This window comes from Gryllotalpicola daejeonensis (genome assembly GCF_039538145.1).
Lineage (GTDB): Bacteria > Actinomycetota > Actinomycetes > Actinomycetales > Microbacteriaceae > Gryllotalpicola > Gryllotalpicola daejeonensis.
The window spans coordinates 1,851,861-1,874,627 of sequence record NZ_BAABBV010000001.1 but is presented as its reverse complement, the minus strand read 5'-3'; the positions used below and the strand labels follow the sequence as shown (position 1 = coordinate 1,874,627).

Genomic DNA, 22,767 nt, shown 5'->3' with positions numbered 1-22,767 from the left:
GGGTCGAGGATTCCTCACCAAACTAGCGCGGCACCGTGACGCCCCGTACCCCCATAGGGCGGGGGTTTCGAACCGAACCGAGCGCGCGGCCCCAGGCGCCGAGGCAGGCGGCGGCCGTGCGCTCGATGGTGAAGCTCTCCCGCGCACGCCGACGCGCGGCCGCCGCGCGCGCCTGGCGCCCGGCCGGGTCGTTGAGCACGTCCGACAGGGCGCGAGCGAGCGCGTTCGGGTCGCCGGGGCGCACGAGCACTCCGTAGGGAGTGTGACGGATGCCTGCTGCCGCGGTCTCAGTGCCGGCGGTGCCGGTCTCGTCGTCGGCGCCGAGGATCTCAGGGACCCCGCCTGCTGCGGCGCCGATGACCGGGACCCCCGCCGCCATCGCCTCGACGACGACCTGCCCGAACGGCTCCGGCACGGGCGAGGCGTGCACGAGCACCGTCAGCTCGCGCAGCTGCGCGCCGGGGTCCGCCACCCAGCCGGTGAACTCGACGCGGTCGCCGATGCCGAGCTGATCGGGCAGTGCCCGCACCTCGGCCTCGTACTCGTCCTCGCCGAACAGCGCCGCGCCGACGACGCGGAAGCGGACCGCCGGGTGCTCGGCCGCGATGAGCGCCGCGGCGTTCAGGAACTCGCGCTGGCCCTTCGTCGGGCTGATGCGGCCGATGAGGCCGACCACGGACGCGCTCTCTTGTGCGGGTGCCGGCGCGAAGGCATCCGGCATCAATCCGGGATAGGCGATCGTCGCCTTCGCCCGCGCGCGCCGCGGCAGGGTGGCGGCGGTGGCGGACGAGTTCACAACGATCGCCCGCGGGCCCCAGGTCGCGAGCAGGCGCATCGCCGCCGCGAGCGGACGCGGCAGGTAGTCGGCGGCGAGCCGGTCGTGCAGGTGCCAGACCCAGGGCCGGCGCGCCAGCGGCGCGGCGAGCGAGGCGAACACGGCCGACTTGAGCGAGTTCGCGACGACGAGCTCGGCGCCTGAGAAGCGGATGCTGCGCGCGAGGCGCGGCACGAAGCCCGCCAGCGCGCCGGCGCCGCGCAGCAGGCCCTTCGGTGACAGCGCACGTGAGCGCGAGGTGGTGTTGAGATCCGAGCCGAGTGGCAGCAGGGCCGTGTCGATGCCGAGCGCGCGCAGCCGGCCGACGAGGGGCCCGTCCTCGAACACGATCGCACGGGCGGTCGCCGCGCCGCCGTGCAGTGCCGAGGCGACGCCCAGCAGTGCCTGCTCGCCGCCGCTCAGCTTCGCGGTGTGGTCCAGCAGCAGAACGCGGGCTGGTGCCGGCCCGGTCATCTGGTCACGACCGCCAGCATCGGTCGCAGCACGCGACGCAGCGGGCTGGGAGCGGCGTCCATGATCGCCGCCGTGTCCGACGAGCCGAGGCCGAGGGACAGTGCGCGCAGGCCCAGCAGGCATGAGCCGAGACCGAGCGCCGCCGCCACGACGGCAGCGAGCAGCGTGCCGAGCGGAGCGGCGGTGGCGATGCCCCAGCCGAGCCAGGCTCCGGCCATGCCCACGAGCACGGGTGCGAACATCTTCGCAACGTCGAGGTGACGGATTCCGAGGGCACGGCCCTCGCCGTACAGCAGCATCACGACGCGCACCGAGACGCTGGCGCCGTTGGCGATGACGGCGCCCCACGTGCCGAGCACGATGATCAGCGACCACGCGAGCGCGACGTCGACCGCCAGCGCCACCAGATTGATCGTGAGCAGTCGCCGCGCGGAGAGTCGCGCGAGCGTGAAGGCCCAGGCCGGGGATGCCGCGACGGTGAAGCCGCCGACGCATCCCAGCGCGAGCACAGGCAGCACGGCGGCCGAGAACGCGGCGCCGTAGAACAGCGGGATCAGGACGGCGATCGCCGGGACTCCCACCGCGGTGATCAGGGCGCTCACAGTCGAGGATGCGCGCACGGTTCGAGCGAACGCCTTCACCATGGCGTTCTCATCGGCCGTCGCCTTCAGGCTCGAGAGCGCGGGGATGAGCGGGCCCGTGATGGCCTGTGCCGGCGCGAACACGTTTCCCGCGACGCCCATGGCGAGCGCGAAGATGCCGACCGCCTCTGGAGTCGAGAGCCAGTTCAGGAACACGACCTCGGAGCGGGTCACCACCAGCTGTGCGATGAGCGTGGAGAGTCCGGAGGGAATGGCGAACTTCCAGAAGCCCACGGGGAACCGCCTCGGCCATCGCGGACGCAGGACCGCCCGGCGGAAGTCCGGCGAGAGGGGGATCAGTGCGAGGCCGGCGATGATGCCGCCGGCGGCCACACGCGCCGCCCAGACGGAGTCGGCTTCGCGCAGTGTCAGCACCGTCGTGACCACGGCGAGTTGCACCACGATGTTCTGCACCATGGCGTTGCGCGCGCTCGCCGCTGTTCGGTTCTCCATGGCAAGGGCCGTGGACGCGGTGCCGAAGAGGTTGGGAAGCACCACGCCGAAGACGATCGCGAGTCCGAGCAGCAGGGGCGGGACATGCACCATGACGAGGATGACGATGGTGATCGCGGGTGCCACGACGACGAGGCTGAACCCCTGTGAGATGGACAGCAGGCGCCGCGCCTCGTCGCGCCGGCCCTGCGCGGTGAACCGGGAGCCGAACTGCACGAGCGCGGTCCCCACGCCGAGCGACAGGATCGTTCCGGCGACATCCATCACGACGCTCAGGTACGCCAGGCGGCCGTAGTCGACGACGCCGAGGATGCGCGCCACGATGAGGTTCACGACGAAGGCGATCGGGATCGAGACGACGGTGTGGATCACCGTCCAGCCGACTCCCTGCACGGCACGGCGCTGCAGTTCGCTACGGCTGAGCTGGTCGGTGCTCTCGTCCATCGCGTTGGCTCCTGTCTGTTCGGGCGGTGTAACAATAGACCGAGATTTGCTCAGTTTCGCCGAATAGAAGGAAGATGACGGGCATGATCAGCTCCACGCACGAGGTGCGCTCTCGAACGGGCATCCGATGAGAATTGCGCTCGCCACCAGCTCTTTTTCTCCGTGGGTTGGCGGCGTGGAGGAGCATGTCCGCAACGTGGCCCGCGAATTGGGGCAACGCGGCCACGACGTGGTCGTCTGGACGGTGGCCCGCGACGGGCGCTACGGCGTGCGCTCCGTGGAGGGCATCGAGGTGCGTGACCTGCCCGCGCCCTTGCCCGCGCGCTCGCCGAGTGCGCTGCTCCGGTTCGCGGCCAGCGCCCCTTCCGCGGCCGCGGCCTGGCTTCGTGCGGCGGACGACTTCCGCCCGGAACTGATCCACGTGCACTGCTATGGCCCGAACGGCAGCTACGCGCGGTTCGTCTCCCACAGGCGCCGGATTCCGCTCGTCGTCACGTCGCACGGCGAGACCATCGCTGATGACGGCGGCGTGTTCGGCGCATCGCGATTCGCGCGAGCCTCGCTCGAGGGCGCTCTTCGCGACGCATCGGCCGTCACAGGGTGCTCGCACGTCGTCGTCCGTGACCTCGAGGCGCGGTTCGCACTCGCCCCAGGCGTCGGCGCCGTCGTGCCCAACGGAATCGATCTCACCGAGCCCGCGGGCTCTCTGCCCGACGGGCTTCCCCGCCGATACGTGGCGGCGGTCGGCAGGCTCGTCCCCGTGAAGGGCTTCGACCTGCTGCTTCGCGCCTTCGCGAACGCGGAGCTGCCGGAGGATGTGGGGCTCGTCATCGGTGGTGACGGCTGGGATTCCCGCTGGGCGGCTCTGCGCGCTGAAGCCGAGCGACTCGGCATCGGCGAGCGGCTCGTGATGCCGGGGCAGCTCGATCGACCGCAGGTCGTCGCGCTCCTGAGGTCGGCGGCTGCCGTTGCGATCTCGAGTCGGTTCGAGTCGTTCGGCATCACGGCGCTCGAGGCCTGGAGAGCCGGAACGCCGCTCGTGGCGGCCGCTCGCGGCGGCCTTCCCGAGTTCATCACCGACGGTGTGGACGGTCTGCTGTGCGACCCGGAAGACTCCGCGGCCTTCGGGGCGGCGCTGCGCCGCGTCGTCGTCGACGCCCAGTTCGGTCGCTCCCTTGCCGCCGCGGGCAGCGAGCGCGTGCGGGATTTCACGTGGCAGCACGTGGCGGACGGGTACGAGCTCAGCTATGCCGCAGCCCTCGGCCGACCGGCCGGCGCTGTTCAGGCGGTGCAGAATGCCTGATCTCGTAATCGCCACGACGGCGACGTCGAACCCGATGGGCGCCCAGATCTACCAGGAGCAGATCGCCGCCCGCGCGGCCGAGTCCCTGCGTGGGCCGGACGACCAATGGGCCGTCAAGCGGGTCATCGCGCGGTCGCTGCGGTCCCCCCTGGCCGGAACGGTGCGCCTTCCTCTCGGGGCGGTCGAGCGCGCAGGTGGCGCGGTTCGTCGCAGCGTCGGCCGGGTCATCTATCCGCACGGCGCCCTGGTGCACCGGATGGAGCTCGGCCTGCCGCCTGCCGACGGCGAGGTGGTCACCATGCACGACGTCGTCGCGTGGCGCTTCCCTGACGAGGGCGTCCCGGTGGCGTCGGCCCCGGCGGAGCTGCGCCGGGCCGCGGCGGTCATCTGCGTATCGCGCAACACGGCGAACGACGTCGCCGAGATGTTCGGCGTCGAGCGGATCCACGTCGTGTATCCCGGCGTCGCGGAATCCTTCCGCGACGCGCAGCCGCTCAGCGACGCGGAGCGCGAACGGCTGGAGCTCCCCGCCCGCTACGTCCTTCACGCCGGGGGTGCCAGTCTCCGGAAGAACCTCGCGGGGCTGGCCGGCGCGTGGCAGCTGATGCGCGACAGTGTTCCCGACACCGAGCTCGTGCTCGTCGGCCCGCCTCATCCCCGCCGCGACGAGCTCTTTCAGGGGCTTCCCGGCGCGCGCCGGCTCGGCCGGATGCCGGCCGAGTTGGTCCCGCGCATCGTCGCGAGCGCGGCGGCCGTCGTGGTTCCCTCGCTGTACGAGGGCTTCGGCCTGCCGGTGATCGAGGCGATGGCAGCGGGCACCCCGGTCGTCGCGGCGGCCACGAGCTCGCTGCCGGAGGTGGCCGGCGGGGCCGCGACGCTCACGGCTCCCACCCCCGAGGGCATCGCCGAGGGACTGCGCCACGTTCTCGACACCCGCTTCGACCGAGGCGAGGCCGCAGCTCGAGGTCGCGCGCGAGCCGCCGAGTTCAGTTGGGAGCGAAGCGCGCGCGGGCACGCCGACGTCTGGCACGCATTGGCCGGGGCGAAGACGCCACGTTTTGGGGGCATCGCAGCACGCTCAAACTGAGCAGGACTCACTACCATCGGGGAGTGTGAGTAATGCTCAACACGCGGGCCGATCCCCGCGAGTCAACGTCCTGTGCGCCCCGCCGAGTGCCCCCAATCCCGGCATGGCCACGGTCGACCTCGCGTTCGCCGAGCTGGCTGCCGCCGAAGGCTTCCCGGACGTCACCTATTGGCGTCTGTGGGACCGGCGGGAGTGGCTGCAGCCGGGCGAGGAGCCGCGTGCTGAGGCATCCGATCACTTCTTCGACTCCGACACGGGACTCACCTACCGCAACCTGCGCGGCCGGATCGACGAATTCCTCGACGCCGACGCGATCGTGTTCTGGGGTGACTTCCTGCACATGGCCGAGTACGTCGAGATGAACGCGGACATCCTGCACCGGCACATGCGGATCTTCGACGACCTCGACGCTGCGCGCGACTATGCCGAGCGCCACCTGCTGCTCAAGGGCCAGAGCGATGAGGTCCTGCGCCGCGTGATGAGCTACGGCACGACCCTCGGCTTCAACACCACGCAGGACTACGCCGCCGAATACGGACCGCTGCTGCGCTCGTTCCTCGGGCGCGCGCATCGCGCGTGGGGCCGCGACACGTACTCGGCGCTCATCGCGCAGCTCGAGCGGCCCGATTCCGACGAGACGACGAAGGGCACAGATGCCGCCTTGCTGCTGGGCGACCGCGACCATCGCCGGCGCGACGACACTCTCGGCGTGTTCATCGGGCGATCGCAGCTCGACCCCGCCGAGGTGGCACGGCTCGGCCGCTCGCTCACCGAGCGACTGGCGCTCGCGCCGAAGTGGATCGAATGGGGCACGGAACCCGCCTTCTGGCCGATGAACAACCGCCGGCGTCTGCGGCTCGCGTGGCCGGGGCTCGAGCACGGCGCCCGGGTGCCCACGCTGCAGGAGCGGCTGGCGACCTACCGGGGGGTGCTGCGCGGCGGCGCGCGAGCCGCAGCGAGCCAGGTTCCGGCGGCCGAGCTCGTCGAGGAGCTGTCACGCCACCGTCTCGTCCTCACCGACACGTATCACCTCGCCGTCAACGCCTGGCGCGTCGGCACACCGGCGATCTGCCTCGTCGACCCGCCGTCGCAAGCGGGCTGGGACGTGAACTCCGGCGGCTCCCTCGCCGCGCGCGACAAGCGAACGGAGTTCTATTCACAGATCGATGCGACACCGCTGCTCGTCGAGAGCCGGAGGCTCGCCGGCTCGCTGAACGAGCTGGTGGGCGGAATCGCGGGCTTCCTCGGCGAGCCTGAGCACCTCGAAGTCGTCCATGCGCGCATCGCGCGGATGCGCGCCGGCGGCCGTGCCCAGTTCGTCGGCGCGATCAGAGAGCTGACGGGCGTCTGATGCTGTCATCGGCGCGGCGGCTGTCGCTACCCGTCGTCGCGGTCGTCATCGTGACGGTGGCGACCGGCGCAGCGCTGGGCGTGCTCGCCGGCACGGCGACGGAGCTGGTCCTGCCCGCCGCGGTGGGCGTAATCGTCGTCGCACTGGCGATCATGGACCTGACGCTGATCCCGATGCTCACGCTGCCCGCAACGCTCGCCCTCATCCGGGTGGGGGGAGCGCTCAGCGTGAGCGACGTCGTGCTCGCGGGCGCGACGGTCGTCGCGCTTCTTCTCATCCGGGGGCGCGGCGGGATCGCGCTGCAGCCGCTGGTCTGGGCGGGGCTCGCGTATCTGGCTGCGGCGATCCCGACCCTCGTCTTGAATCCCTATTCGGCCAACGTCATCGAGTGGGCGCACGAGCTGTTCCTGGTCGTCGGCAGCATGGTGGTCGGCTTCGCCATCGGCCGCACCGGGAAGGCGCGCGCGGGCCTGCTGCTCTATCTCATCGTCTGCAGCGCGATCGGCATTGTCGCCGCCTTCCAAGCCGTGCTGTCGCTCGCCCAGACGGGGGCGTTCCAGGCCGTCTACCTGCCTGAGCTGCACAAGAACACCATCGGCGGCATGCTCGCGGCGGCGCTCGTCATCGCCTTCGCGCGCCCGGTGTGGCTCCGCCTCACGCGGCGCTGGGGCTACTTCTTCGTCGTGCTCTGCGCCGTCGGCATCGCAGCGTCGCAGTCTCGGCAGGGCATCGTCGGCGCGATGGCCGGCGTGCTCTTCATCGCCCTTCGACCGCGACCCCAGAGCGGCCGGCGGGCGAAATGGGTCTGGCTCGCCGGCATCCCGATCGCGATCTTCGTCGTCATGCAGGTGAACGCTCAGCTGAACTCCAACAACCAGTTCGACTCGGCCCATCAGCGCATCACGTGGTACTCCGACGCGCTGCGGGTCTGGCACCAGTCGCCGCTGTTCGGCGTCGGCCTGCGGTGGTGGTACACGACGCGATTCGACGTCGCGTTCCAGCCCCCGAACGCCGAGCTCGAGGTGCTTACCTCGGTCGGGGTCGTCGGGCTGATCGGCTTCCTCGTGATGTTCGGCGCCGCGTTCTGGCTGCTGGTGCGCATGAACCCCGTCTACGGAACAGTGGGCGCGGCTGTCGTGCTGACGCGTTTCGCCCAGGCTCAGTTCGACCTCTACTGGGTCGCGGGGCAGGCATCGCTGCTGTGGATCGTCGCGGGCATCTGCTACGGCGTGCAGGCGCTCGAGCAGGCGCAGGCAACGGATGCCACGACAGCGCCGCCGGCCGCGGGAATCCGCCCTGCCCCGGGGCGTCGCGCCGTGCGCGCGAAAGGCACGGTGGCCACGTGACCGAGGTCTACCACGTGATCACGCCCGGCGATCACTTCTCACCGCGCACCGGCTCTGCCGTGCCGACGGTCGTGCACGGGCTCGCCTCGGGCGCGCGCGACGTCGGCGACGACGTGCGGTTCCCGCAGCGGGTCGTGCTGCAGGGCGACACCTATCGCCCGCGCTATGACTCGGCGGCGGCGATCGACTACGCCGGTGCGGCGGCGCCCGGCCGCGCGGCGCGCTACGTCGACGCGGCGCTCTCGCGCCTCGGGGGCACCCGGCGTGCGACCGCGGGTTACTTCGCACCGGCGACGGCTGCGCTGGCCGGGCGCAAGCCCGGAATCGCCATCGCCCACAATGCGCCGATCGTGCCCTGGCTGCTGCGGGACAGCCCGCACCGATGCGTGCTCTATGCGCACAACGACGTGCTGCGCAGCTACTCGCAGTCCGAGGCGGCGCGCGTGCTCGGCGGCGTCGCCGGAATCGTCGCCGTCAGCGAGTCGCTCGCCGCTCAGCTGCGCGTCCACCTGCCGAGCGGGCTGCGAGACCGCGTGCGCGTAGTGCCGAACGGCGTCGACACGACCGTGTTCACCCCGGCGGCAGGCACGGCCGACGACTCAGCAGCCCCTCTGCGTGTCATGTTCCTCGGCCGCACCATCCCAGAGAAGGGCGCCGACGTGCTGCTCGAAGCGGCCGCCCTGGTCGGCCGGCCCGAGGTGGAATACGTCATCGTCGGCAGCCACGGATTCGACTCAGGCGCGGCGCTCACACCCTACGAGCGCCGGCTGCGCGAGCTTGCCGAGCGCACCGCGAGCAGGGTGACCTTCCAGCCGTTCGTCGCACGCCGCGAGCTTCCCGCGCTGCTGCGCTCCGCCGACATGCTGGTGCTGCCGTCACGGTGGCAGGAGCCGTGGGCGCTCACGGTCGGCGAGGGCCTCGCCTCCGGGGTGCCGGTCATCGCGGCCCGCCGAGGCGGCATTCCCGAGGCGCTCGGCGGCGCAGGCATCCTGTTCGATCCCGATCGACCGGACGAGCTCGCCGCGGTGATCGCCGCTCTCGCCGCGGACCCCGAGCGCCGCCGAGAACTCGGCGCCGCCGGCCGCCTGCACGCGACCGCGCACGACTGGGCGTGGTCCTGGCGTCAGCTCGCCGGCGTGCTCGAGGAGCTCGCGTCATGACCGCGCAGCGGTGCGAGCCACTGCGCCACCGCGCGGGCGTGCTGCTCGAAGGCATCCGCCATCGTGCGCCACGCGGGCGCGGGCCGATCGATCGGGTCCGCGGTGTCGTCGGTGGCGCTCGTACCGAGCAGCGCTGCAGGCGAGCGGTCCTCGGCCGCGTCGTCGAGCCACTCGCCGAGGCGCGTGCCGCCGAACGCATGGGTCGCGCTCCAGCGGTCGAACTGCTTGAGCGTGAACACCCGTGCGAAGGGCGCCCCGTGGTCGGCGACGAGCTCTCTGGCGTGTGCGCGTTCCATCACGAGCACGAGGTCGACGGTCTCGAGCGGGAACTCCAGGTCGGCGAGCGGGCGGCTGAGGTGGCCGGCCAGCGGCAGCCCGCGCTCGCGCGCGACGACGAGACCGGCGCGTGGAACCGGAGCGCCGCCCGGCAGCAGCCCGGCGGAGGCGACCGTCACGGTATCGATGCCCGCCACCGCGAGCGCGCGGCGCAGCGTGTGCTCGGCGAACGGCGAGCGGCAGCGATTCGCCGTGCAGACGTAGAGCACACGCGCGGATGCCGTCACGCGACAGCCCGGACGCGCGGAGCCGGAAGAGCAGCCATGGGGGGAATGCTACGTGCCGCCCTCCCGCAGCGACGTGAGGAGCTCGCATGCGCGTGATCAGAGTGGCGCACCACGCGGTGGTGGATGCCTGGCGGCAGCGCGAGCGCGAGTTGCGTGCCCTCGGCCATGACCTCACCCTGTACTCCGCCGTGCGCTGGAACGAAGGCGGCCGCGAGCAGGCGCTCGCGGCGGGTGCCGATGAGTTCGTGACGGGCGTGCGCACCTTCGGCTCGCACCCGAACGCCTTCCTGTACGACCCGCGTCCCCTCTGGCGTGCCCTCGGCTCGGACGCCGACGTGATCGACCTGCACGAGGAGCCGGTCTCGCTCGCGACGGCCGAGGTCCTGCTGCTGCGTCGGCTGCGCGGGAACCGCGCACCCTATGTGCTCTACTCGGCGCAGAACATCGACAAGCGCTACCCGCTGCCGTTCCGCTGGTTCGAGCGATGGGCGCTGGCCGGGGCATCCGCTCTCTACGTCTGCAATCGCGAGGCGGGTGAGATCGCGCATCGCAAGGGCCTGAAGGCGGCCGCGCCGCTCATCCCGCTCGGCGTCGACGTCGCTGAGTTCAGCCCCGTCGAGAAGGCCGAGCCCGCGGCCGAGCCGGTGGTCGGCTATGTCGGCCGCCTGGAAGCGCACAAAGGCGTCAGCCACCTCATCGAGGCGATCGCCTCCCGGCCTGGCTGGCGTCTGCAGCTGACCGGTGACGGGCCGCAGCGCGACGCGCTCACGGCGCAGGCCGAGCGGCTCGGCGCTGCAGATCGCGTCGAGTTCCTCGGGTTCGCGAGCGGCGCTGAGCTCGCGGCGCGCTACCGCGCCCTCGACGTGCTCGCGGTGCCGTCGCTGCCGACGCCCGGCTGGCTCGAGCAGTTCTGCCGCGTCGCCGTTGAGGCGATGGCATCCGGAGTCCCCGTCGTCGCCAGCCGCTCGGGGGCGATCCCCGATGTGCTCGGCGACGCAGGCGTCCTCGTCGAGCCGGGCGACGCCGCCGCGCTCGCCGCGGGGCTTGACCGGGCGCTCGAGCCCGGCACCTGGCGCGAGCTGCGCGAGCGCGGCCGTCGGCATGCCGAGGACTTCGCGTGGTCTCGCGTCGCCGCCCAGCACGACGAGCTCTATCGCGCGGTCGCCGGGCGCGGGCGTGAATCGGATGCCCCGGCCGAGGTGCCGGCGCCTCAGGTGGTGGTCATCGCCTACGGCTCGCCCGTGCTGCTGGAATCCGCCCTCGCGGGCCTCGGCGGCGAGTTCCCCGTCACGATCGTCGACAACTCCTCGTCGGCCGAGACGCGCGCCGTCGCCGAGCGCCACGGTGCCTTCTACATCGACCCCGAGCGCAATCTCGGCTTCGGCGCGGGGGTGAACGTTGCCGTTCGCTCACTGGCCGAGCGCGGCCTCGCCGACGCGGACGTGCTGCTGCTGAATCCTGACGCACTGGTGAGCGCCGCGAGCGTGCGCGCCATGCAGCGCGCCCTTGTCCGCGACCCCCGCCTTGCCGCGGTCGGCGCCAGCCAGACGGACCCGCGCACGGGCGAGCAGGTGCGCGTGTGGTGGCCGTTCCCGAGCCCCGCGCGCATGTGGCTCGAAGCGTTCGGGCTCGGCCGGCTGAATCGGGCGAAGGACTTCGCCATCGGCTCCGTTCTGCTGCTGCGCGCCGAGGCGCTCGCGGCCGTCGGCGAATTCGACGAGCGCTTCTTCCTGTACGCGGAAGAGGTCGACTGGCAGAAGCGCGCGCGTGACGCGGGCTGGCGCATCGCCGTCGAGCAGACGGATGCCACGCACCTCGGCGCAGCGACCGAGAGCGACTCCGGCCGCCGCGAGGCGCTGTTCCACGCGGCGGGCGAGAAGTACATCCGAAAGCACTTCGGCGACCGGGGGTGGAGCTCGTACCGCGCTGCCGCGACGTTGGGCGCCGCCGTGCGCGCCGCGTTGCTTCCCGGTGAGCGCGGCCGCGCCGCCGCCTGGCGCCGAGACCGGTACCGCCGCGGCCCACTCGCCGAGCTGGAGGCCGGCCGATGACCGCGCTGCACGTCGCCCACCTGGTCTGCTCGACGGCGTTCGCCGGCGTCGAGCGCTATGTGCTGACCACGGCCCGGGCGCTGAGCGACGAGGTGCGCGTCACCGTGATCGGCGGCGACCCCGAGCGGTTCCCCGGCGCGCTCGGCCCGCAGGTCGACTGGCTGCCGGGCGGTTCGCGCGGTGAGGCCTGGCGCTCGCTGCGCAGGCTTGGCCACGTGGACGTCCTGAACACGCACATGACGGATGCCGACGTCGTCGGCGCCTTCGCCAGACATCCGGGCACCGCGCTCGTCAGCACGCGGCACTTCGCGGCGCCCCGCGGCAGTTCGCGGGCGAGCCGCGCCGTCGCCGGCGCCGCCGGGCGGCGCTTCGCCGCCGAGATCGCGATCTCGCACTTCGTCGCGGCCGAGATCGAAGCGCCGAGCACGGTGATTCACTCCGGGGTCGCGACCGCGGCGGATGCGGAGCCCGCGGCGCGTGAGCCGGTCGTGCTCGTGCTGCAGCGGCTCGAGGCCGAGAAGCAGACTGCGCTCGCGCTGCGCGCCTGGGCGGCGTCCCAGGGGCCTGCGCAGGGTTGGCGTCTGCGCATCGCCGGCGACGGCTCACAGCGGCCCGAGCTCGAACGGCTCGCGCGCGAGCTGTGCATCGCGGCCTCTGTCGATTTCATCGGATTCGTGGCGCAACCCGCGGTCGAATACCGCCGGGCAGGCATCCTGCTCGCCCCGACCCCGCGCGAAGGCCTCGGCCTCACGGTGCTCGAGGCGATGGCGCACGGGCTGCCGGTCGTCGCGTCGCGCGCGGGCGGCCACGTCGAGACCGCGGGCGCGGTCGCCGGCTCTGAGCTGTTCGACCCGGGCGACGAGCGGGCCGCGGCCGCCGCCCTCGACCGTCTCATGATGAGTGCCGCGCGGCGCGAGGAATACGGCAGCGCGCTGCGCGCGCGTCAGCGCGCCGAGTTCACCCTCGAGGGGCAGGTCGCCAAGACGCTCGATCTCTACCGCGGGGTGGCGCGATGAGCGCCGCGCTCGTCGTCGTCTCGCTCGAACCGTGGGACGACATCTGGCGCCGCAACCAGTACCTGGTCGACGGGCTGCTGCGCGCAGCCCCCGAGCTCGAGGTGCTGTTCGTCGAGCCGGCGGCAGACCCGGTGCACGACGCGCTGTCTCGCCGCGCGCCGCGTCGGGGTGCCGGACTGCGGCAGGCAGAGGGCTACGGCGGCCGGCTGCGGCTGCTGCAGCCGACGAAGCCGCTGCCGCGCGTCGCCGGGCCCGTGGCCGACGCCGCGCTGCGCGCCCAGCTGCGGGCGGCCGTGCGGCGCCTGGGGTGGACGTCGCCGGTGCTGTGGATCAACGACCCGCTGTGGGCGCAGCTCGTGACCACAAGCGGATGGCCGAGCCTCTACGACATGACCGACGACTGGGTCGAGGCTTCGCGCAGTGGTCGTGAGAACGCGCGGCTGCGTGAGGCGGACGAGCTGCTGCTGCGCACCGCGGGCGAGGTCGTCGTGTGCTCAACAGGGCTCGAGGCCTCGCGTGGCAGGGTGCGCCCCGTTCACCTCGTTCCGAACGCGGTCGATGTCGCGCGCTACCGCGTGCCGGCCGCCCGGCCCGCGGACCTTCCTGCGGGCGCGGTCGCGCTGTACGCCGGCACACTGCACGAGGACCGGCTCGACGTCGAGCTGGCCGTGCGCACGGGCCGCGCGCTGCACTCCGAGGGAGCCGCCCTCGTGTTCGTCGGCCCGAACGCGCTGAGCGCCGAGAACTCCGCTCGCCTCGGCGCAGAGCCGGGCATCCACGTGCTCGGCGGCCGGCCCTTCCGTGAGCTTCCCGCGTACCTTCAACACGCGGACGTGCTGGTAGTGCCGCACCTCGTCGATCGGTTCACCGACAGCCTCGACCCGCTCAAGCTCTACGAGTACCAGGCCGTCGGCCGGCCGATCGTCTCGACTGCCGTCGCCGGCTTCCGCGACGCCGCGGGCGTCGTGATCAGTGGCGCGGATGCCTTCCCCGACGCCGTCACGCAGCTGGTGGCGCCGCGCCGCGACTCCATCGAGCCCGGCGAAGTGGCGGACTGGGCGAGCCGGGTCGCGGACCTGGCTGAGATCATCTCCGGGCTGCGGGCGGGCGCGGTGGCCGGCGCGTCGCTGCCCGCCTGAGCCGTCGACCCGACGGCTCAGGCGGCCCCTGAGTCGCGCGAGCACCGAACGCAGCGAGCGCCTGAGCAGCGGTGCTTCCGCTGCTCAGGCGCTCGCTTCCTGGTGCTGTGTGCTGTCGCTGTGTGCCGCTGCTCAGCCGTGCTGCTCGACGCTGCGCGGGTGGGGGTGCGGCTGCGTCCGCAGTTTCGCCTCGGCCGTCGCAGTGACGGCGGGCGGCGTGCGGTAGTAGCGCGAGTAGCTCGACGAGAGCTTGGCCCGCGACCGGTTCGCCACGATGCCGAGGACATTCGCGTCGTTGGCGAGAAGGCTCTCGACAGTGTCGACGATGCGCTCCCGCCGGGTGCGGCGAAGCGCCGTGAGCACGATCGCGCCGGTCGCGTGGTGCGACAGCAGTGCGGCGTCGATGAGGCCGTGCGCGGGCGGGCTGTCGATGATGATCACCTCTGCGTGAGCACGAAGCACGTCGATGACGGCTCCGAGGCGCTCGTGCGCCAGCAGGTCGGCGGGCTCCGCCGGCTCGGCGCCCGAGGGCAGTACCCGCAGCCCGTCCACCTCTGTGGCGCGCAGCTGCCCGAGCACGAGCGACTCGTCGACGGTGGCGGCCTCACCCGGCGCCGCCAGCAGCTCGCTCAGACCCTTGCCGTCGCCCGCCTCTCCGAAGTAGGTCGAGAGCTCAGGGCAGCGCAGGTCGCCGCCGATGAGCACGACCTCTTTGCCGGTCCGCGCCCACGCGGCCGCGAGATTGGCTGATACGAAGGTCTTTCCGTCGTTGGGTTCGACACTCGTGACCACAATGGTCGGAACGCTGTTCCTGGCCAGAACCTGCAGGCTCGTGCGCAGCGTGCGGAAGCCCTCGTTCAGCGGGGTGCGCTTGCGTGAGAGCACCGCAAGCGGGCCGCCCTGCCTGACGATCTTGCGATCCCAGGGCAGCTGCGAGATGAGCGGCGCCTCGGTGAGCTCTTCGAGCTCGCGGGCGTAGCGCACGCGGGTGTCGAGCTGCGCCCAGACCAGCGCGATGCCCATGCCCGCGATGATGCCGCCCGCGAAGGCCGATGCGATGACCAGCATCGGCGACGCTCCTTGGCGCTCACCCGGGCCGGCCTGCGCCTGCATCCGCGCCGGCTGACCCGCCAGCGAGATGGCGTCGATCGCGGTGCCCAGGGTGTTCACCTTCTGGCTTGCCCGCGCGGTATTCGCGGCCGCCGTGGCATCGTCCGGATTCCGCTGCGAGACCTTCTGCGCCGCCGCCAGCTCCCCGGAGGCGGTGCTGTACTGGGCGTTCAGCTGGGCGACGCCGTCATCCACCTGCTTCTTGAGATAGGCGAGGTACGCGGTCGCGGTGGCGTTCGCCTCCTTCTGCGCCGCGGCCGGCGAATGCGCGGTCGCGGTGATGGACAGCAGCGAGGGCTGCTGCTGACTCTGCTGCGTCTGGTCCATCGACCAGGTGACCGCACCGGTGAGCGAGCCCTTCGGCAGGTGCAGAGCTGCCGCAGCCGCGTCGAGCACCTTAGACGAGCTGATCGCGGCGGGGTCGAGGTCGACGTCGGCCGACCCGAAGTCGGTGGCCAAGGTCCCTGCCACGGCTTGGGGGCTCATGCGGAGTGTCGCCTGGGCGGCGAAGCTCGGGGTCTGCTGCTGCAGGTACGCTGCAGCAGCGAACGCTGCCAGAATCGCAACGGCAGCGATCACCCAGCTGCGCTGCCATAGCGCTTCGATGATCTGTCGGAAAGTCACAACACTCCTCTTGGCGATCGGGTTGGGTCCTGCCGGTCGGGGCGGCAGAGCCAATAGTGAGTACATCTCATCATCGCAGGCCGATGCGGGCCCCGAAAGACGTGACCGCCGAAAAGAGCGACGGCCCGCACCCCCAAAAGTCGGGGGCCGGGCCGTCGCGGAAGCGTGATCTAGAAGTTGATCATGTGCCCCGTGAGGCCGTGGAACGTCTCCTGCAGGGCCTCCGACAGGGTCGGGTGCGTGTGCACGTTGCGGGCGAGCTCGTTCGCGCCGAGGTCCCACTTCTGAGCCAGCGTCAGCTCGGGCAGCAGCTCTGAGACATCCGGCCCGATCATGTGCGCGCCGAGCAGCTCGAGGTGCTTCTTGTCGGCGATGACCTTGACGAAGCCGGTCGGGTCGGCGAGGCCGTGGGCCTTGCCGTTCGCGGTGAAGGGGAACTGGGCGACGACCACGTCGTAGCCCTCGGCCTTCGCCTGCTCTTCGGTGAGCCCGAACGAGGCGACCTGCGGCTGGCAGAACGTCGCGCGCGGCATCATGCGGTAGTCGCCCAGCGTCTGCGTCTCGGCACCCGCGATGGTCTCAGCCGCCACGACGCCCTGTGCCTCGGCGACATGGGCGAGCTGCAGCTTGGCGGTGACGTCGCCGATCGCGTAGATGTTCGGCACGTTCGTGCGCATGTGGTCGTCGATCGCGATGGCACCGCGCTCGGTGAGCTGCACGCCGGTCGACTCGAGGCCGTAGCCCTGCACGTTCGGCGCGAAGCCGATCGACATGAGCACCTTGTCGGCGGTGATCTCGCCCGCGGCGCCGTCCTTGTTCCCGGTGTACTTCACCGTCACGCCGCTCGTGCCGTTGTCGACGACCGACTCGACCTTGGTGTCGACGAGGATGTTGACCCCGAGCTTCTTGTACTGCTTCTGGATCTCCTTCGAGACATCCGGGTCCTCATTGGGCAGCGCCCGAGGCAGGAACTCGATGATCGTGACGTCGACGCCGTAGTTCTTGAGGACGTACGCGAACTCCATGCCGATGGCGCCGGCACCCACGATGACGATCGACTTCGGCAGCTCGCGGGTGAGGATCTGCGACTCATAGGTCACGACGTTCTCGGAGAGCTGCACGCCGGGCAGCAGGCGCACCGTCGAGCCGGTGGCGATGATGGCGTTGTTGAACGAGACGATCTCGCTCTGGCCGTCGGACTTCGCAACCTCGATCGTGTTCGCGTCGAGGAAGCGGCCGCGACCGTCGAACTCGGTGATGCCGTTCTTCTTCATCAGGAAGTGGACGCCCTTGACGCGCCCGTCGGCGACGGTGCGGCTGCGGTCGAACGCAGCGCCGTAGTCGAAGCTGACCTCGCCGCTGATGCCGAAGGTCTTGGCGTCGTTGTGGAAGATGTGCGCGAGCTCTGCGTTGCGCAGCAGCGCCTTCGAGGGGATGCAGCCCACGTTGAGGCAGACACCGCCCCAGTACTTCTCTTCGATGATGGCGGTCTTCAGACCCAGCTGAGCGGCGCGGATCGCGGCGACATAACCGCCGGGGCCGGCACCGAGGACAACGACGTCAAAGTGTGCACTCACGGCATCAAACCTATGCCCGTGACGCGCGCGCCGCTAATTTCCCACAGGCAAAGATGAGGGGCGGATGCCTCATGCATCCGCCCCTCGTCCGTGATCCGCGCGGTGCTAGCCCTCTTCGACCGGCGCGACGAACCCGGCGCGGTCGACGGCGCGGTGGTACCGCATTCCGGCGAGGCCGCCCAACAGTGCACCGACGAGGCTGAGCACCGCGACGACGATGGCGGTGATGATGCCGCCGGTCGTCAGCGTGCCCTCGCTCACCGGGATGCGCGGGAAGCTGTTCAGCTGGCCGAGCACGTCGTACTTCGAGCCGGCGATCGCCGCGATGATCGCGCCGATGATGGCGAAGATGATCGCCCAGATCCACACCGCGAATCCCTGGCGGATCCCCGCGAAGCGGGCCATACGCCCTGCGACGTAGCCGCCGCAGAAGTACGAGACGAACAGGATGACGGCAAGTGCAATCGCTCCGACGATGCCCACCGTCGCGGCGTTGTCGTTCGCCGCCTGGGCTGCGCTGTTCGCATCGCCGTTGTTGGCGCTGAGGTCGACGCCGGCGCCGATCGCACTCAGGATCGCGACCAGCAGCACCGTCATGCCCATGGCGCTGAGCCAGCCGAAGAAGGCCGACCCCCACTTGATGCCGGCGTATTCGTCGGCCTGGCGACCGACGACCTCGCGGCGCGCGGTGACGTCCTCTCGCGGCACCGCGACGGGCTCGCGGGTGCGACCGTCGGTCGAGACGGTGCCGGTCGGCGTGCGGGCGGCGACCGGCGTGTACGCCTCGGTCGCCGCGGTGCGGTCGTCGACTCCGTCGTCCTCGGCGCGATTCGCGTTCACGGCATCGCCATCCACGCGATCCGCGTTCACGGCATCGTCATCCACATGCTTGCCGAGGTGGTCGTCCCCATTCGGCGTGCGCGGGTAAGTCTCACTCACGATTCGCTCCTCCCGTTGTGACGGGTGATGTGCGCAGAGCGGTACCCCGTGCGGCAGAACTCAAACGACGCCGGCTATGCCGGAAGTGGCGCGGCAGAAGGCATCCTGATGCCGGTCTCGGCCTCCCAGCCGCCGGCCGCGATGTTGTAGTCGACCAGGAACTCCAGGGCGCTGCGCGAGGCGGAGTCCGCCAGCTTGAGCATCGCCGCGCGCGTGTGGCCCTGGGTCAGCTCGGCGGCGTCGCGCGCCTGCAGCGCCATGTCGAAGTCGGGTTCGCGCAGGCGCTCGCGCGGGAACACATGCGCACCCACGGCGCGCCCCAGCTGGTGCAGCGCAGTGCGCTCGGCGACGTCGACGTGACGCGTCTCGGCGCCCGCCGAGCTCGCCGGGAGCTCGGCGATCGCGGCGAGGGTGACTGCTGCGGCCACCACACCGGCCAGAAGAAATCCTCGCGTGTACAACATGCATTTATGTTATGTCGAAGCCGACGAGGATAGCTGGGAGACCGCCCAATGGGCGAACCGCGGATGCGGCATCCGCCCGCCCTACGCTTGATCGCGTGCCCGTGCAGATCACCCAGGCCACAGCCGCCGATGCCGAGCGCGTCGCCGAGCTCGCCGCTCGCACCTTCCCGCTCGCCTGCCCGCCCGACGCGCCGGCCGCCGACATCGAGGCGTTCATCGCGCAGCATCTGACCGCCGCGCGGTTCGCGGAGTATGTGACGGATGCCTCACGCCTCGTGCTCATCGCAGACGACGGCACCGGCCTCTCCGGTTACGCCATGCTCGTCTTCGGCGAGCCCTACGACGAGCAGGTCGCGGCGCAGCTCACCGCGCGACCGACGGCCGAGCTCAGCAAGATCTACGTCGCGCCAGAGCACCACGGGGCGGGCGTCGCCGCGGCGCTGATGGAGGCGGCGATCGAGCAGGCGGCCGCGCGCGGCGCTGCATCCGTCTGGCTCGGCACCAATCAGGAGAACGCGCGTGCACAGCGCTTCTATGCGAAGTCCGGCTTCGCCAACGTGGGCGTCAAGCGCTTCCGTCTGGGCGACCGGTGGGAAGACGACTTCGTCTTCGAGCGCCTCCTCTGAGAGCGAACCCGCGCCCCACGATGCGCACATCAAGGGGAGGATGGGTGCATGGCCACCGTTGAACTGACCAAGGACACCTTCGAGCAGACCGTGCTCGGCGACGGAATCGTCGTCGTCGACGTCTGGGCCGACTGGTGCGGCCCGTGCAAGATGTTCGCGCCGATCTTCGACCAGAGCTCTGAAGAGAACACCGACATCGTCTTCGGCAAGCTCGACAGCGACGCAGAGCCCGAGTTGTCCGGGGCGCTCGGCATCCAGGCGATCCCGACGCTGATGGTCTTCCGCGACGGCATCGGCCTCTTCCAGCAGGCCGGCGCGCTGCCCAAGCCGGCGCTCGACGACATCATCGCCCAGGCCCGCGCCCTCGACATGGACGAGGTGCGTGCCCAGGTCGCCGCGCAGGAGCAGTCGGGCCAGTAGCCTTCTGAGGTGACCTCAGCAGGTGCCGCATTCTTCGACGTCGACGAGACCCTGGTCTCGGTGCGCACGCTCGAGTCGTTCCTGATGTTCTATCTCAAGCGCGTGCCGTCGATGATCTCGCCGGAGCGCCTGCGTGAGCTCGCCGGCCAGGTCGTGACGCTCGAGCGCAGCGAGTTCAACCGGCGCTACTACGCCATCTGGGCGGGGCAGCCGGTCGAGCAGGTGCTCGAGGCCGGCCGGGAGTGGTTCGCCGGGGCACAGCAGCAGACCGGCTTCTACCGCCCGAACGTGCTGGCAGCGCTTCGCGAGCACCAGCAGAACGGCACGCGAGTCGTGCTCGTCTCCGGTTCCTTCCCGCCGCCGCTGGCGCCGATCGCCGAAGCCGTGGGCGCCGACGCGCTCTATTGCACCGAGCTCGAGGTGGGCGCAGATGGCGCCTATACCGGCGTCATCAGCGCCGCGATGATCGGCGACGACAAACGCGTCGTCGTCGACCGGTACCTGGCAGAGATCGGCGAGGACGCCCCGAGCTGGGGCTACGGCGACCACTCCAGCGATCTGCCGCTGCTGGAAGGCGTGGCGAACCCCGTCGTCGTCGGCTCGGACCCCGCCATGCTCGAGTTCGCGGCCGCCCGCGACTGGCCGGTGCTGCCGATCGAGCAACCGCTCGCGCCGCGCGCCTGAAATCGCTTTCCCGCACGCTAGCGTTGAGGCATCGCACCACCTCCCCTACCCGAAGGAGAGACGCATGCCTTCCATCTCCGCAGCCCTGCACGATCTGCTCGGCAGCCAGGAACTGACCGTCGAGCAAGCACTCACCCGCCATTTCACCGACGACTACCGCCAGAGCACGAACGGTGACTGGACCGATCGCGCCGCGTTCGCGCAGCAGGTCACTCAGTTGCGCGGATTCCTCGAGCGCATCGACATCGAGGTGAAGAGCGAGCTGACCGAGGGCTCGAGCTACGCCGAGCGCCACATCATCACCGTCACGCAGCGCGACGGCGGCGTCGGCGCGCAGGAGGTCTTCCTGTTCGGCCGGATCGCCGCCGACGGCCGCTTCGCGAGCCTCGAGGAGCTCACGCGCCAGTTGCCGGCCGCGTAGACGCAGGCATCCGCTCGACTACGCGCAGTCCAACTCGCGCAGCCGCGCGTCCACGATGGCGCGCAGCTCGCGCGGGCGGAACGGCTTCGGGATGTATCTGTCGGCCCCGGCCTTCAGGCTCTCGAACTCGTCGGCATCCGCGACGTGCGCGCTCAGCACGATCACGAGCGCCGCGCTGAGCTCACGGATGCGGCGGGTCGTCTCGAACCCGTCGATGCCCGGCATGCGGATGTCGACCGTGACGATCACGGGATCGTGCTCGCGCACCGCCTCGATGCCATCCATGCCGTTCGCGACGGCGACCACGCGCAACCCGGCGTGCTGGAGCACGGCGGAGATCAACGACCGTATCCCGTCGTCGTCTTCGACGACGACGGCGCACGGAAGTTCCTGCCGCTTCAATCGGTCCCCTTCGTCGCCCCCCACCCTGTGCGACTCAGGCTAGACGTACGTCTGGCGCTGTGCAAAGCCGGTGTCTACCCCAAAGGGTGTGCGACGCGGAAGGGGGGACGTGGACCGGTTCAGTACTCGGCGGCCGCCGCGCCCAGGCGTGCGACGAGGTCGCGCCCATCGGGCACGCCGAGGCCTGGCAGGAACTGGAGCCAGTACCGCTCGATGCGCTCGTGGATGTCGCGGGCTCCGGTCATCCGATGCGCGACCTGCTGAACACCGGTGAACGCCTCGACGAGAACTTCGGCCGCGGCGTCGATGTCGACGGCGGCGGCGATCTGGCCGGTGCGCTGGCCCTCGGCGAGAAGGTCGCGGGTCGTCTTGATCCACCACACGAACGGCGGGGGCAGCTCGACGTCGGTCAGCCCGGCGTCCTGCTGCAGTCGGATGCCGGCGCGCACCAGCACGTCGTCACGGAACCGCGCGGCCACGACGAACGAGAGGACCATCATGGCCTCGAGGCCCGTGAAGCCGTCGGCGTGGATGGCGGGCGCGAGCTTCTCCCACTGGTTGTAGTGGTACTGCGCGACCTCGTGTGCGAGCGACCCCTTCGACGAGAAGTGGTAGCTCATGGCGCCCTTGGTGCGGTTCAGGCGCGCAGCGATGCTCGAGAGCGACGCGGCCGCATAGCCGACCTCGTCGAACTCCGCGGCGGCGGCTCTTATGATCTCGTCTCGTCGCGCAGTTGCCCGCTGCTGTTGAGTCATCACGCTCAGCCTAGGCGACCGGTTGCCGGAAGCATGGTTGCGCCATTGCTACGCTTCGATTTCATGGGAGTCGCAGACGGCGAATGCGCGGTCGTCATCGAGGACGATGCCGGCATCAGGGAGCTCATCCAGGCTGTGCTCGAGCAGATCGGCCTCAAGGTGGTCACGGCTGCGAGCGGCGTCGAGGGTGTGGCGAAAGTCGCCGAATGCAAGCCCGTTCTCGTGACGATCGACGTCAACATGCCCGGCATCGACGGCTTCGAGACCGCCAAGCGCGTTCGAGCGATCAGCGCGGCGTACATCATCATGCTCACCGCGCGCGACGAGGAGATCGACGCGCTGCAGGGCCTCGGCTCGGGTGCTGACGACTACGTGCTCAAGCCGTTCCGCCCGCGCGAGCTGCGCGCACGCGCGGAGGCGATGCTGCGCAGGCCGCGCGTCATCGAGAGCAGGCAGCCGGGTGAGACGGATGCCTCGGGCCAGACCGCCGTGCCCGCGGGCGGCTCCCCGGCGGCGCCGGCGACCCAGCCGGGGCGCACCCTGCTCTCGCACAACGGCGTGGTCCTCGACCCCGACGAGCACATCGTCACGCGCGACGGCAAGCAGCTCGAGCTGACGTTCAGCGAGTTCGAGCTGCTGCAGGCGCTGCTGCAGTCCGGCCGCACCGTGCGCAGCAAGGACGACCTCGCGCGCCTGCTGCGGGGCGACGATTACGTCGTGAATCCGTATGTCGGCGAGGCCGACCGGCGCGGGGTCGAGGTGCACATCGGGAACCTGCGCAAGAAGCTCTCCGACAGCGCTTCCTCGCCGTACCTCATCGAGACGGTGCGCGGCGTCGGCTATCGCCTGGCGGCGCCGCGCGGCTGATCTGCGACCGTTTGCGATCGCATTGCGGCCATTCGG

Annotated in this window: 22 protein-coding genes; 13 read left to right on the top strand and 9 right to left on the bottom strand. The window is 71.0% G+C overall.

Translation table 11 applies throughout. The features are described from left to right. Positions 1-22 precede the first annotated feature (22 nt). Positions 23-1,288, bottom strand: coding sequence for a glycosyltransferase family 4 protein (locus tag ABD736_RS09195; protein WP_344791450.1), 1,266 nt, complete (start codon positions 1,286-1,288; stop codon positions 23-25). After that, positions 1,285-2,826: a lipopolysaccharide biosynthesis protein gene (locus tag ABD736_RS09190; RefSeq protein ID WP_344791449.1), complete on the bottom strand. Its 1,542-nt coding sequence runs from the start codon at positions 2,824-2,826 to the stop codon at positions 1,285-1,287. The genes ABD736_RS09195 and ABD736_RS09190 overlap by 4 nt, the downstream gene beginning before the upstream one ends. Before the next feature lie 175 nt (positions 2,827-3,001). Between ABD736_RS09190 and ABD736_RS09185 the strand changes: the two genes are divergently transcribed. From ABD736_RS09185 to ABD736_RS09165, 5 genes are all read left to right on the top strand, one after another. After that, entirely contained in the window at positions 3,002-4,129 is a 1,128-nt protein-coding gene (locus ABD736_RS09185; protein ID WP_344791448.1) for a glycosyltransferase family 4 protein, read from the top strand. Beyond that, a complete protein-coding gene (locus ABD736_RS09180; RefSeq protein WP_344791447.1) occupies positions 4,122-5,216 on the top strand; it encodes a glycosyltransferase family 4 protein in 1,095 nt (364 codons plus the stop codon). The genes ABD736_RS09185 and ABD736_RS09180 overlap by 8 nt, the downstream gene beginning before the upstream one ends. Positions 5,217-5,319: 103 nt before the next feature. Further along, complete coding sequence (locus ABD736_RS09175; protein ID WP_344791446.1) at positions 5,320-6,567, top strand: hypothetical protein; 1,248 nt, start codon at positions 5,320-5,322, stop codon at positions 6,565-6,567. Next, positions 6,567-7,913 carry an O-antigen ligase family protein gene (locus ABD736_RS09170; RefSeq protein WP_344791445.1) on the top strand — a complete coding sequence of 449 codons (1,347 nt, stop codon included), beginning with the start codon at positions 6,567-6,569 and terminating at the stop codon, positions 7,911-7,913. The genes ABD736_RS09175 and ABD736_RS09170 overlap by 1 nt, the downstream gene beginning before the upstream one ends. After that, positions 7,910-9,073, top strand: coding sequence for a glycosyltransferase family 4 protein (locus tag ABD736_RS09165; protein WP_344791444.1), 1,164 nt, complete (start codon positions 7,910-7,912; stop codon positions 9,071-9,073). The genes ABD736_RS09170 and ABD736_RS09165 overlap by 4 nt, the downstream gene beginning before the upstream one ends. On the opposite strand, the gene ABD736_RS09160 is transcribed toward ABD736_RS09165, so the two are convergent. Further along, a complete protein-coding gene (locus ABD736_RS09160; protein WP_344791443.1) occupies positions 9,037-9,636 on the bottom strand; it encodes an arsenate-mycothiol transferase ArsC in 600 nt (199 codons plus the stop codon). The two genes, ABD736_RS09165 and ABD736_RS09160, sit on opposite strands and share 37 nt — an antisense overlap. Positions 9,637-9,722: 86 nt before the next feature. Here ABD736_RS09160 and ABD736_RS09155 point away from each other — a divergent pair, with 86 nt between their 5' ends. The 3 genes from ABD736_RS09155 to ABD736_RS09145 are packed head-to-tail and all read left to right on the top strand — an operon-like array spanning position 9,723 to position 13,842. After that, positions 9,723-11,687: a glycosyltransferase gene (locus ABD736_RS09155; RefSeq protein WP_344791442.1), complete on the top strand. Its 1,965-nt coding sequence runs from the start codon at positions 9,723-9,725 to the stop codon at positions 11,685-11,687. After that, a complete protein-coding gene (locus ABD736_RS09150; protein WP_344791441.1) occupies positions 11,684-12,703 on the top strand; it encodes a glycosyltransferase family 4 protein in 1,020 nt (339 codons plus the stop codon). The genes ABD736_RS09155 and ABD736_RS09150 overlap by 4 nt, the downstream gene beginning before the upstream one ends. Beyond that, positions 12,700-13,842: a glycosyltransferase gene (locus tag ABD736_RS09145; RefSeq protein WP_344791440.1), complete on the top strand. Its 1,143-nt coding sequence runs from the start codon at positions 12,700-12,702 to the stop codon at positions 13,840-13,842. The genes ABD736_RS09150 and ABD736_RS09145 overlap by 4 nt, the downstream gene beginning before the upstream one ends. A gap of 132 nt (positions 13,843-13,974) precedes the next feature. On the opposite strand, the gene ABD736_RS09140 is transcribed toward ABD736_RS09145, so the two are convergent. The 4 genes from ABD736_RS09140 to ABD736_RS09125 all read right to left on the bottom strand — a co-directional run bounded on the left by ABD736_RS09140 (position 13,975) and on the right by ABD736_RS09125 (position 18,556). Beyond that, positions 13,975-15,576 carry a polysaccharide biosynthesis tyrosine autokinase gene (locus tag ABD736_RS09140; protein WP_344791439.1) on the bottom strand — a complete coding sequence of 534 codons (1,602 nt, stop codon included), beginning with the start codon at positions 15,574-15,576 and terminating at the stop codon, positions 13,975-13,977. Positions 15,577-15,746: 170 nt separating this feature from the next. After that, positions 15,747-17,153, bottom strand: a complete 1,407-nt coding sequence (lpdA, locus tag ABD736_RS09135; RefSeq protein ID WP_344791438.1) for a dihydrolipoyl dehydrogenase — start codon at positions 17,151-17,153, stop codon at positions 15,747-15,749. Between the two features lie 105 nt (positions 17,154-17,258). After that, positions 17,259-18,092: a hypothetical protein gene (locus ABD736_RS09130; protein ID WP_344791437.1), complete on the bottom strand. Its 834-nt coding sequence runs from the start codon at positions 18,090-18,092 to the stop codon at positions 17,259-17,261. A gap of 74 nt (positions 18,093-18,166) precedes the next feature. Then, positions 18,167-18,556, bottom strand: a complete 390-nt coding sequence (locus ABD736_RS09125; RefSeq protein ID WP_344791436.1) for a hypothetical protein — start codon at positions 18,554-18,556, stop codon at positions 18,167-18,169. Positions 18,557-18,651: 95 nt separating this feature from the next. Between ABD736_RS09125 and ABD736_RS09120 the strand changes: the two genes are divergently transcribed. The 4 genes from ABD736_RS09120 to ABD736_RS09105 all read left to right on the top strand — a co-directional run bounded on the left by ABD736_RS09120 (position 18,652) and on the right by ABD736_RS09105 (position 20,707). After that, a complete protein-coding gene (locus ABD736_RS09120) occupies positions 18,652-19,182 on the top strand; it encodes a GNAT family N-acetyltransferase (RefSeq protein WP_344791435.1) in 531 nt (176 codons plus the stop codon). 48 nt (positions 19,183-19,230) lie between these two features. Further along, positions 19,231-19,602 carry a thioredoxin gene (trxA, locus tag ABD736_RS09115; protein WP_344791434.1) on the top strand — a complete coding sequence of 124 codons (372 nt, stop codon included), beginning with the start codon at positions 19,231-19,233 and terminating at the stop codon, positions 19,600-19,602. Between the two features lie 9 nt (positions 19,603-19,611). Further along, positions 19,612-20,286: an HAD family hydrolase gene (locus tag ABD736_RS09110; RefSeq protein WP_344791433.1), complete on the top strand. Its 675-nt coding sequence runs from the start codon at positions 19,612-19,614 to the stop codon at positions 20,284-20,286. Between the two features lie 64 nt (positions 20,287-20,350). Further along, a complete protein-coding gene (locus tag ABD736_RS09105; RefSeq protein ID WP_344791432.1) occupies positions 20,351-20,707 on the top strand; it encodes a hypothetical protein in 357 nt (118 codons plus the stop codon). Between the two features lie 18 nt (positions 20,708-20,725). On the opposite strand, the gene ABD736_RS09100 is transcribed toward ABD736_RS09105, so the two are convergent. After that, entirely contained in the window at positions 20,726-21,109 is a 384-nt protein-coding gene (locus ABD736_RS09100) for a response regulator transcription factor (protein WP_344791431.1), read from the bottom strand. Between the two features lie 119 nt (positions 21,110-21,228). After that, positions 21,229-21,864 carry a ScbR family autoregulator-binding transcription factor gene (locus ABD736_RS09095; RefSeq protein ID WP_344791429.1) on the bottom strand — a complete coding sequence of 212 codons (636 nt, stop codon included), beginning with the start codon at positions 21,862-21,864 and terminating at the stop codon, positions 21,229-21,231. A 63-nt stretch (positions 21,865-21,927) separates the two neighbouring features. Between ABD736_RS09095 and ABD736_RS09090 the strand changes: the two genes are divergently transcribed. After that, positions 21,928-22,731 (top strand): response regulator transcription factor, encoded by an 804-nt coding sequence (locus ABD736_RS09090; protein WP_344791428.1) that lies wholly within the window; start codon positions 21,928-21,930, stop codon positions 22,729-22,731. Positions 22,732-22,767 lie beyond the last annotated feature (36 nt).

Bases quoted from the DNA above. Each gene is read 5' to 3' on its own strand.
- ABD736_RS09195 (WP_344791450.1), bottom strand. From the start codon at position 1,288: ATGACCGGGCCGGCACCAGCCCGCGTTCTGCTGCTGGACCACACCGCG.
- ABD736_RS09190 (WP_344791449.1), bottom strand. From the start codon at position 2,826: ATGGACGAGAGCACCGACCAGCTCAGCCGTAGCGAACTGCAGCGCCGT.
- ABD736_RS09180 (WP_344791447.1), top strand. From the start codon at position 4,122: ATGCCTGATCTCGTAATCGCCACGACGGCGACGTCGAACCCGATGGGC.
- ABD736_RS09175 (WP_344791446.1), top strand. From the start codon at position 5,320: ATGGCCACGGTCGACCTCGCGTTCGCCGAGCTGGCTGCCGCCGAAGGC.
- ABD736_RS09170 (WP_344791445.1), top strand. From the start codon at position 6,567: ATGCTGTCATCGGCGCGGCGGCTGTCGCTACCCGTCGTCGCGGTCGTC.
- ABD736_RS09155 (WP_344791442.1), top strand. From the start codon at position 9,723: ATGCGCGTGATCAGAGTGGCGCACCACGCGGTGGTGGATGCCTGGCGG.
- ABD736_RS09150 (WP_344791441.1), top strand. From the start codon at position 11,684: ATGACCGCGCTGCACGTCGCCCACCTGGTCTGCTCGACGGCGTTCGCC.
- ABD736_RS09145 (WP_344791440.1), top strand. From the start codon at position 12,700: ATGAGCGCCGCGCTCGTCGTCGTCTCGCTCGAACCGTGGGACGACATC.
- ABD736_RS09125 (WP_344791436.1), bottom strand. From the start codon at position 18,556: ATGTTGTACACGCGAGGATTTCTTCTGGCCGGTGTGGTGGCCGCAGCA.
- trxA (WP_344791434.1), top strand. From the start codon at position 19,231: ATGGCCACCGTTGAACTGACCAAGGACACCTTCGAGCAGACCGTGCTC.
- ABD736_RS09105 (WP_344791432.1), top strand. From the start codon at position 20,351: ATGCCTTCCATCTCCGCAGCCCTGCACGATCTGCTCGGCAGCCAGGAA.
- ABD736_RS09095 (WP_344791429.1), bottom strand. From the start codon at position 21,864: ATGACTCAACAGCAGCGGGCAACTGCGCGACGAGACGAGATCATAAGA.
- ABD736_RS09090 (WP_344791428.1), top strand. From the start codon at position 21,928: ATGGGAGTCGCAGACGGCGAATGCGCGGTCGTCATCGAGGACGATGCC.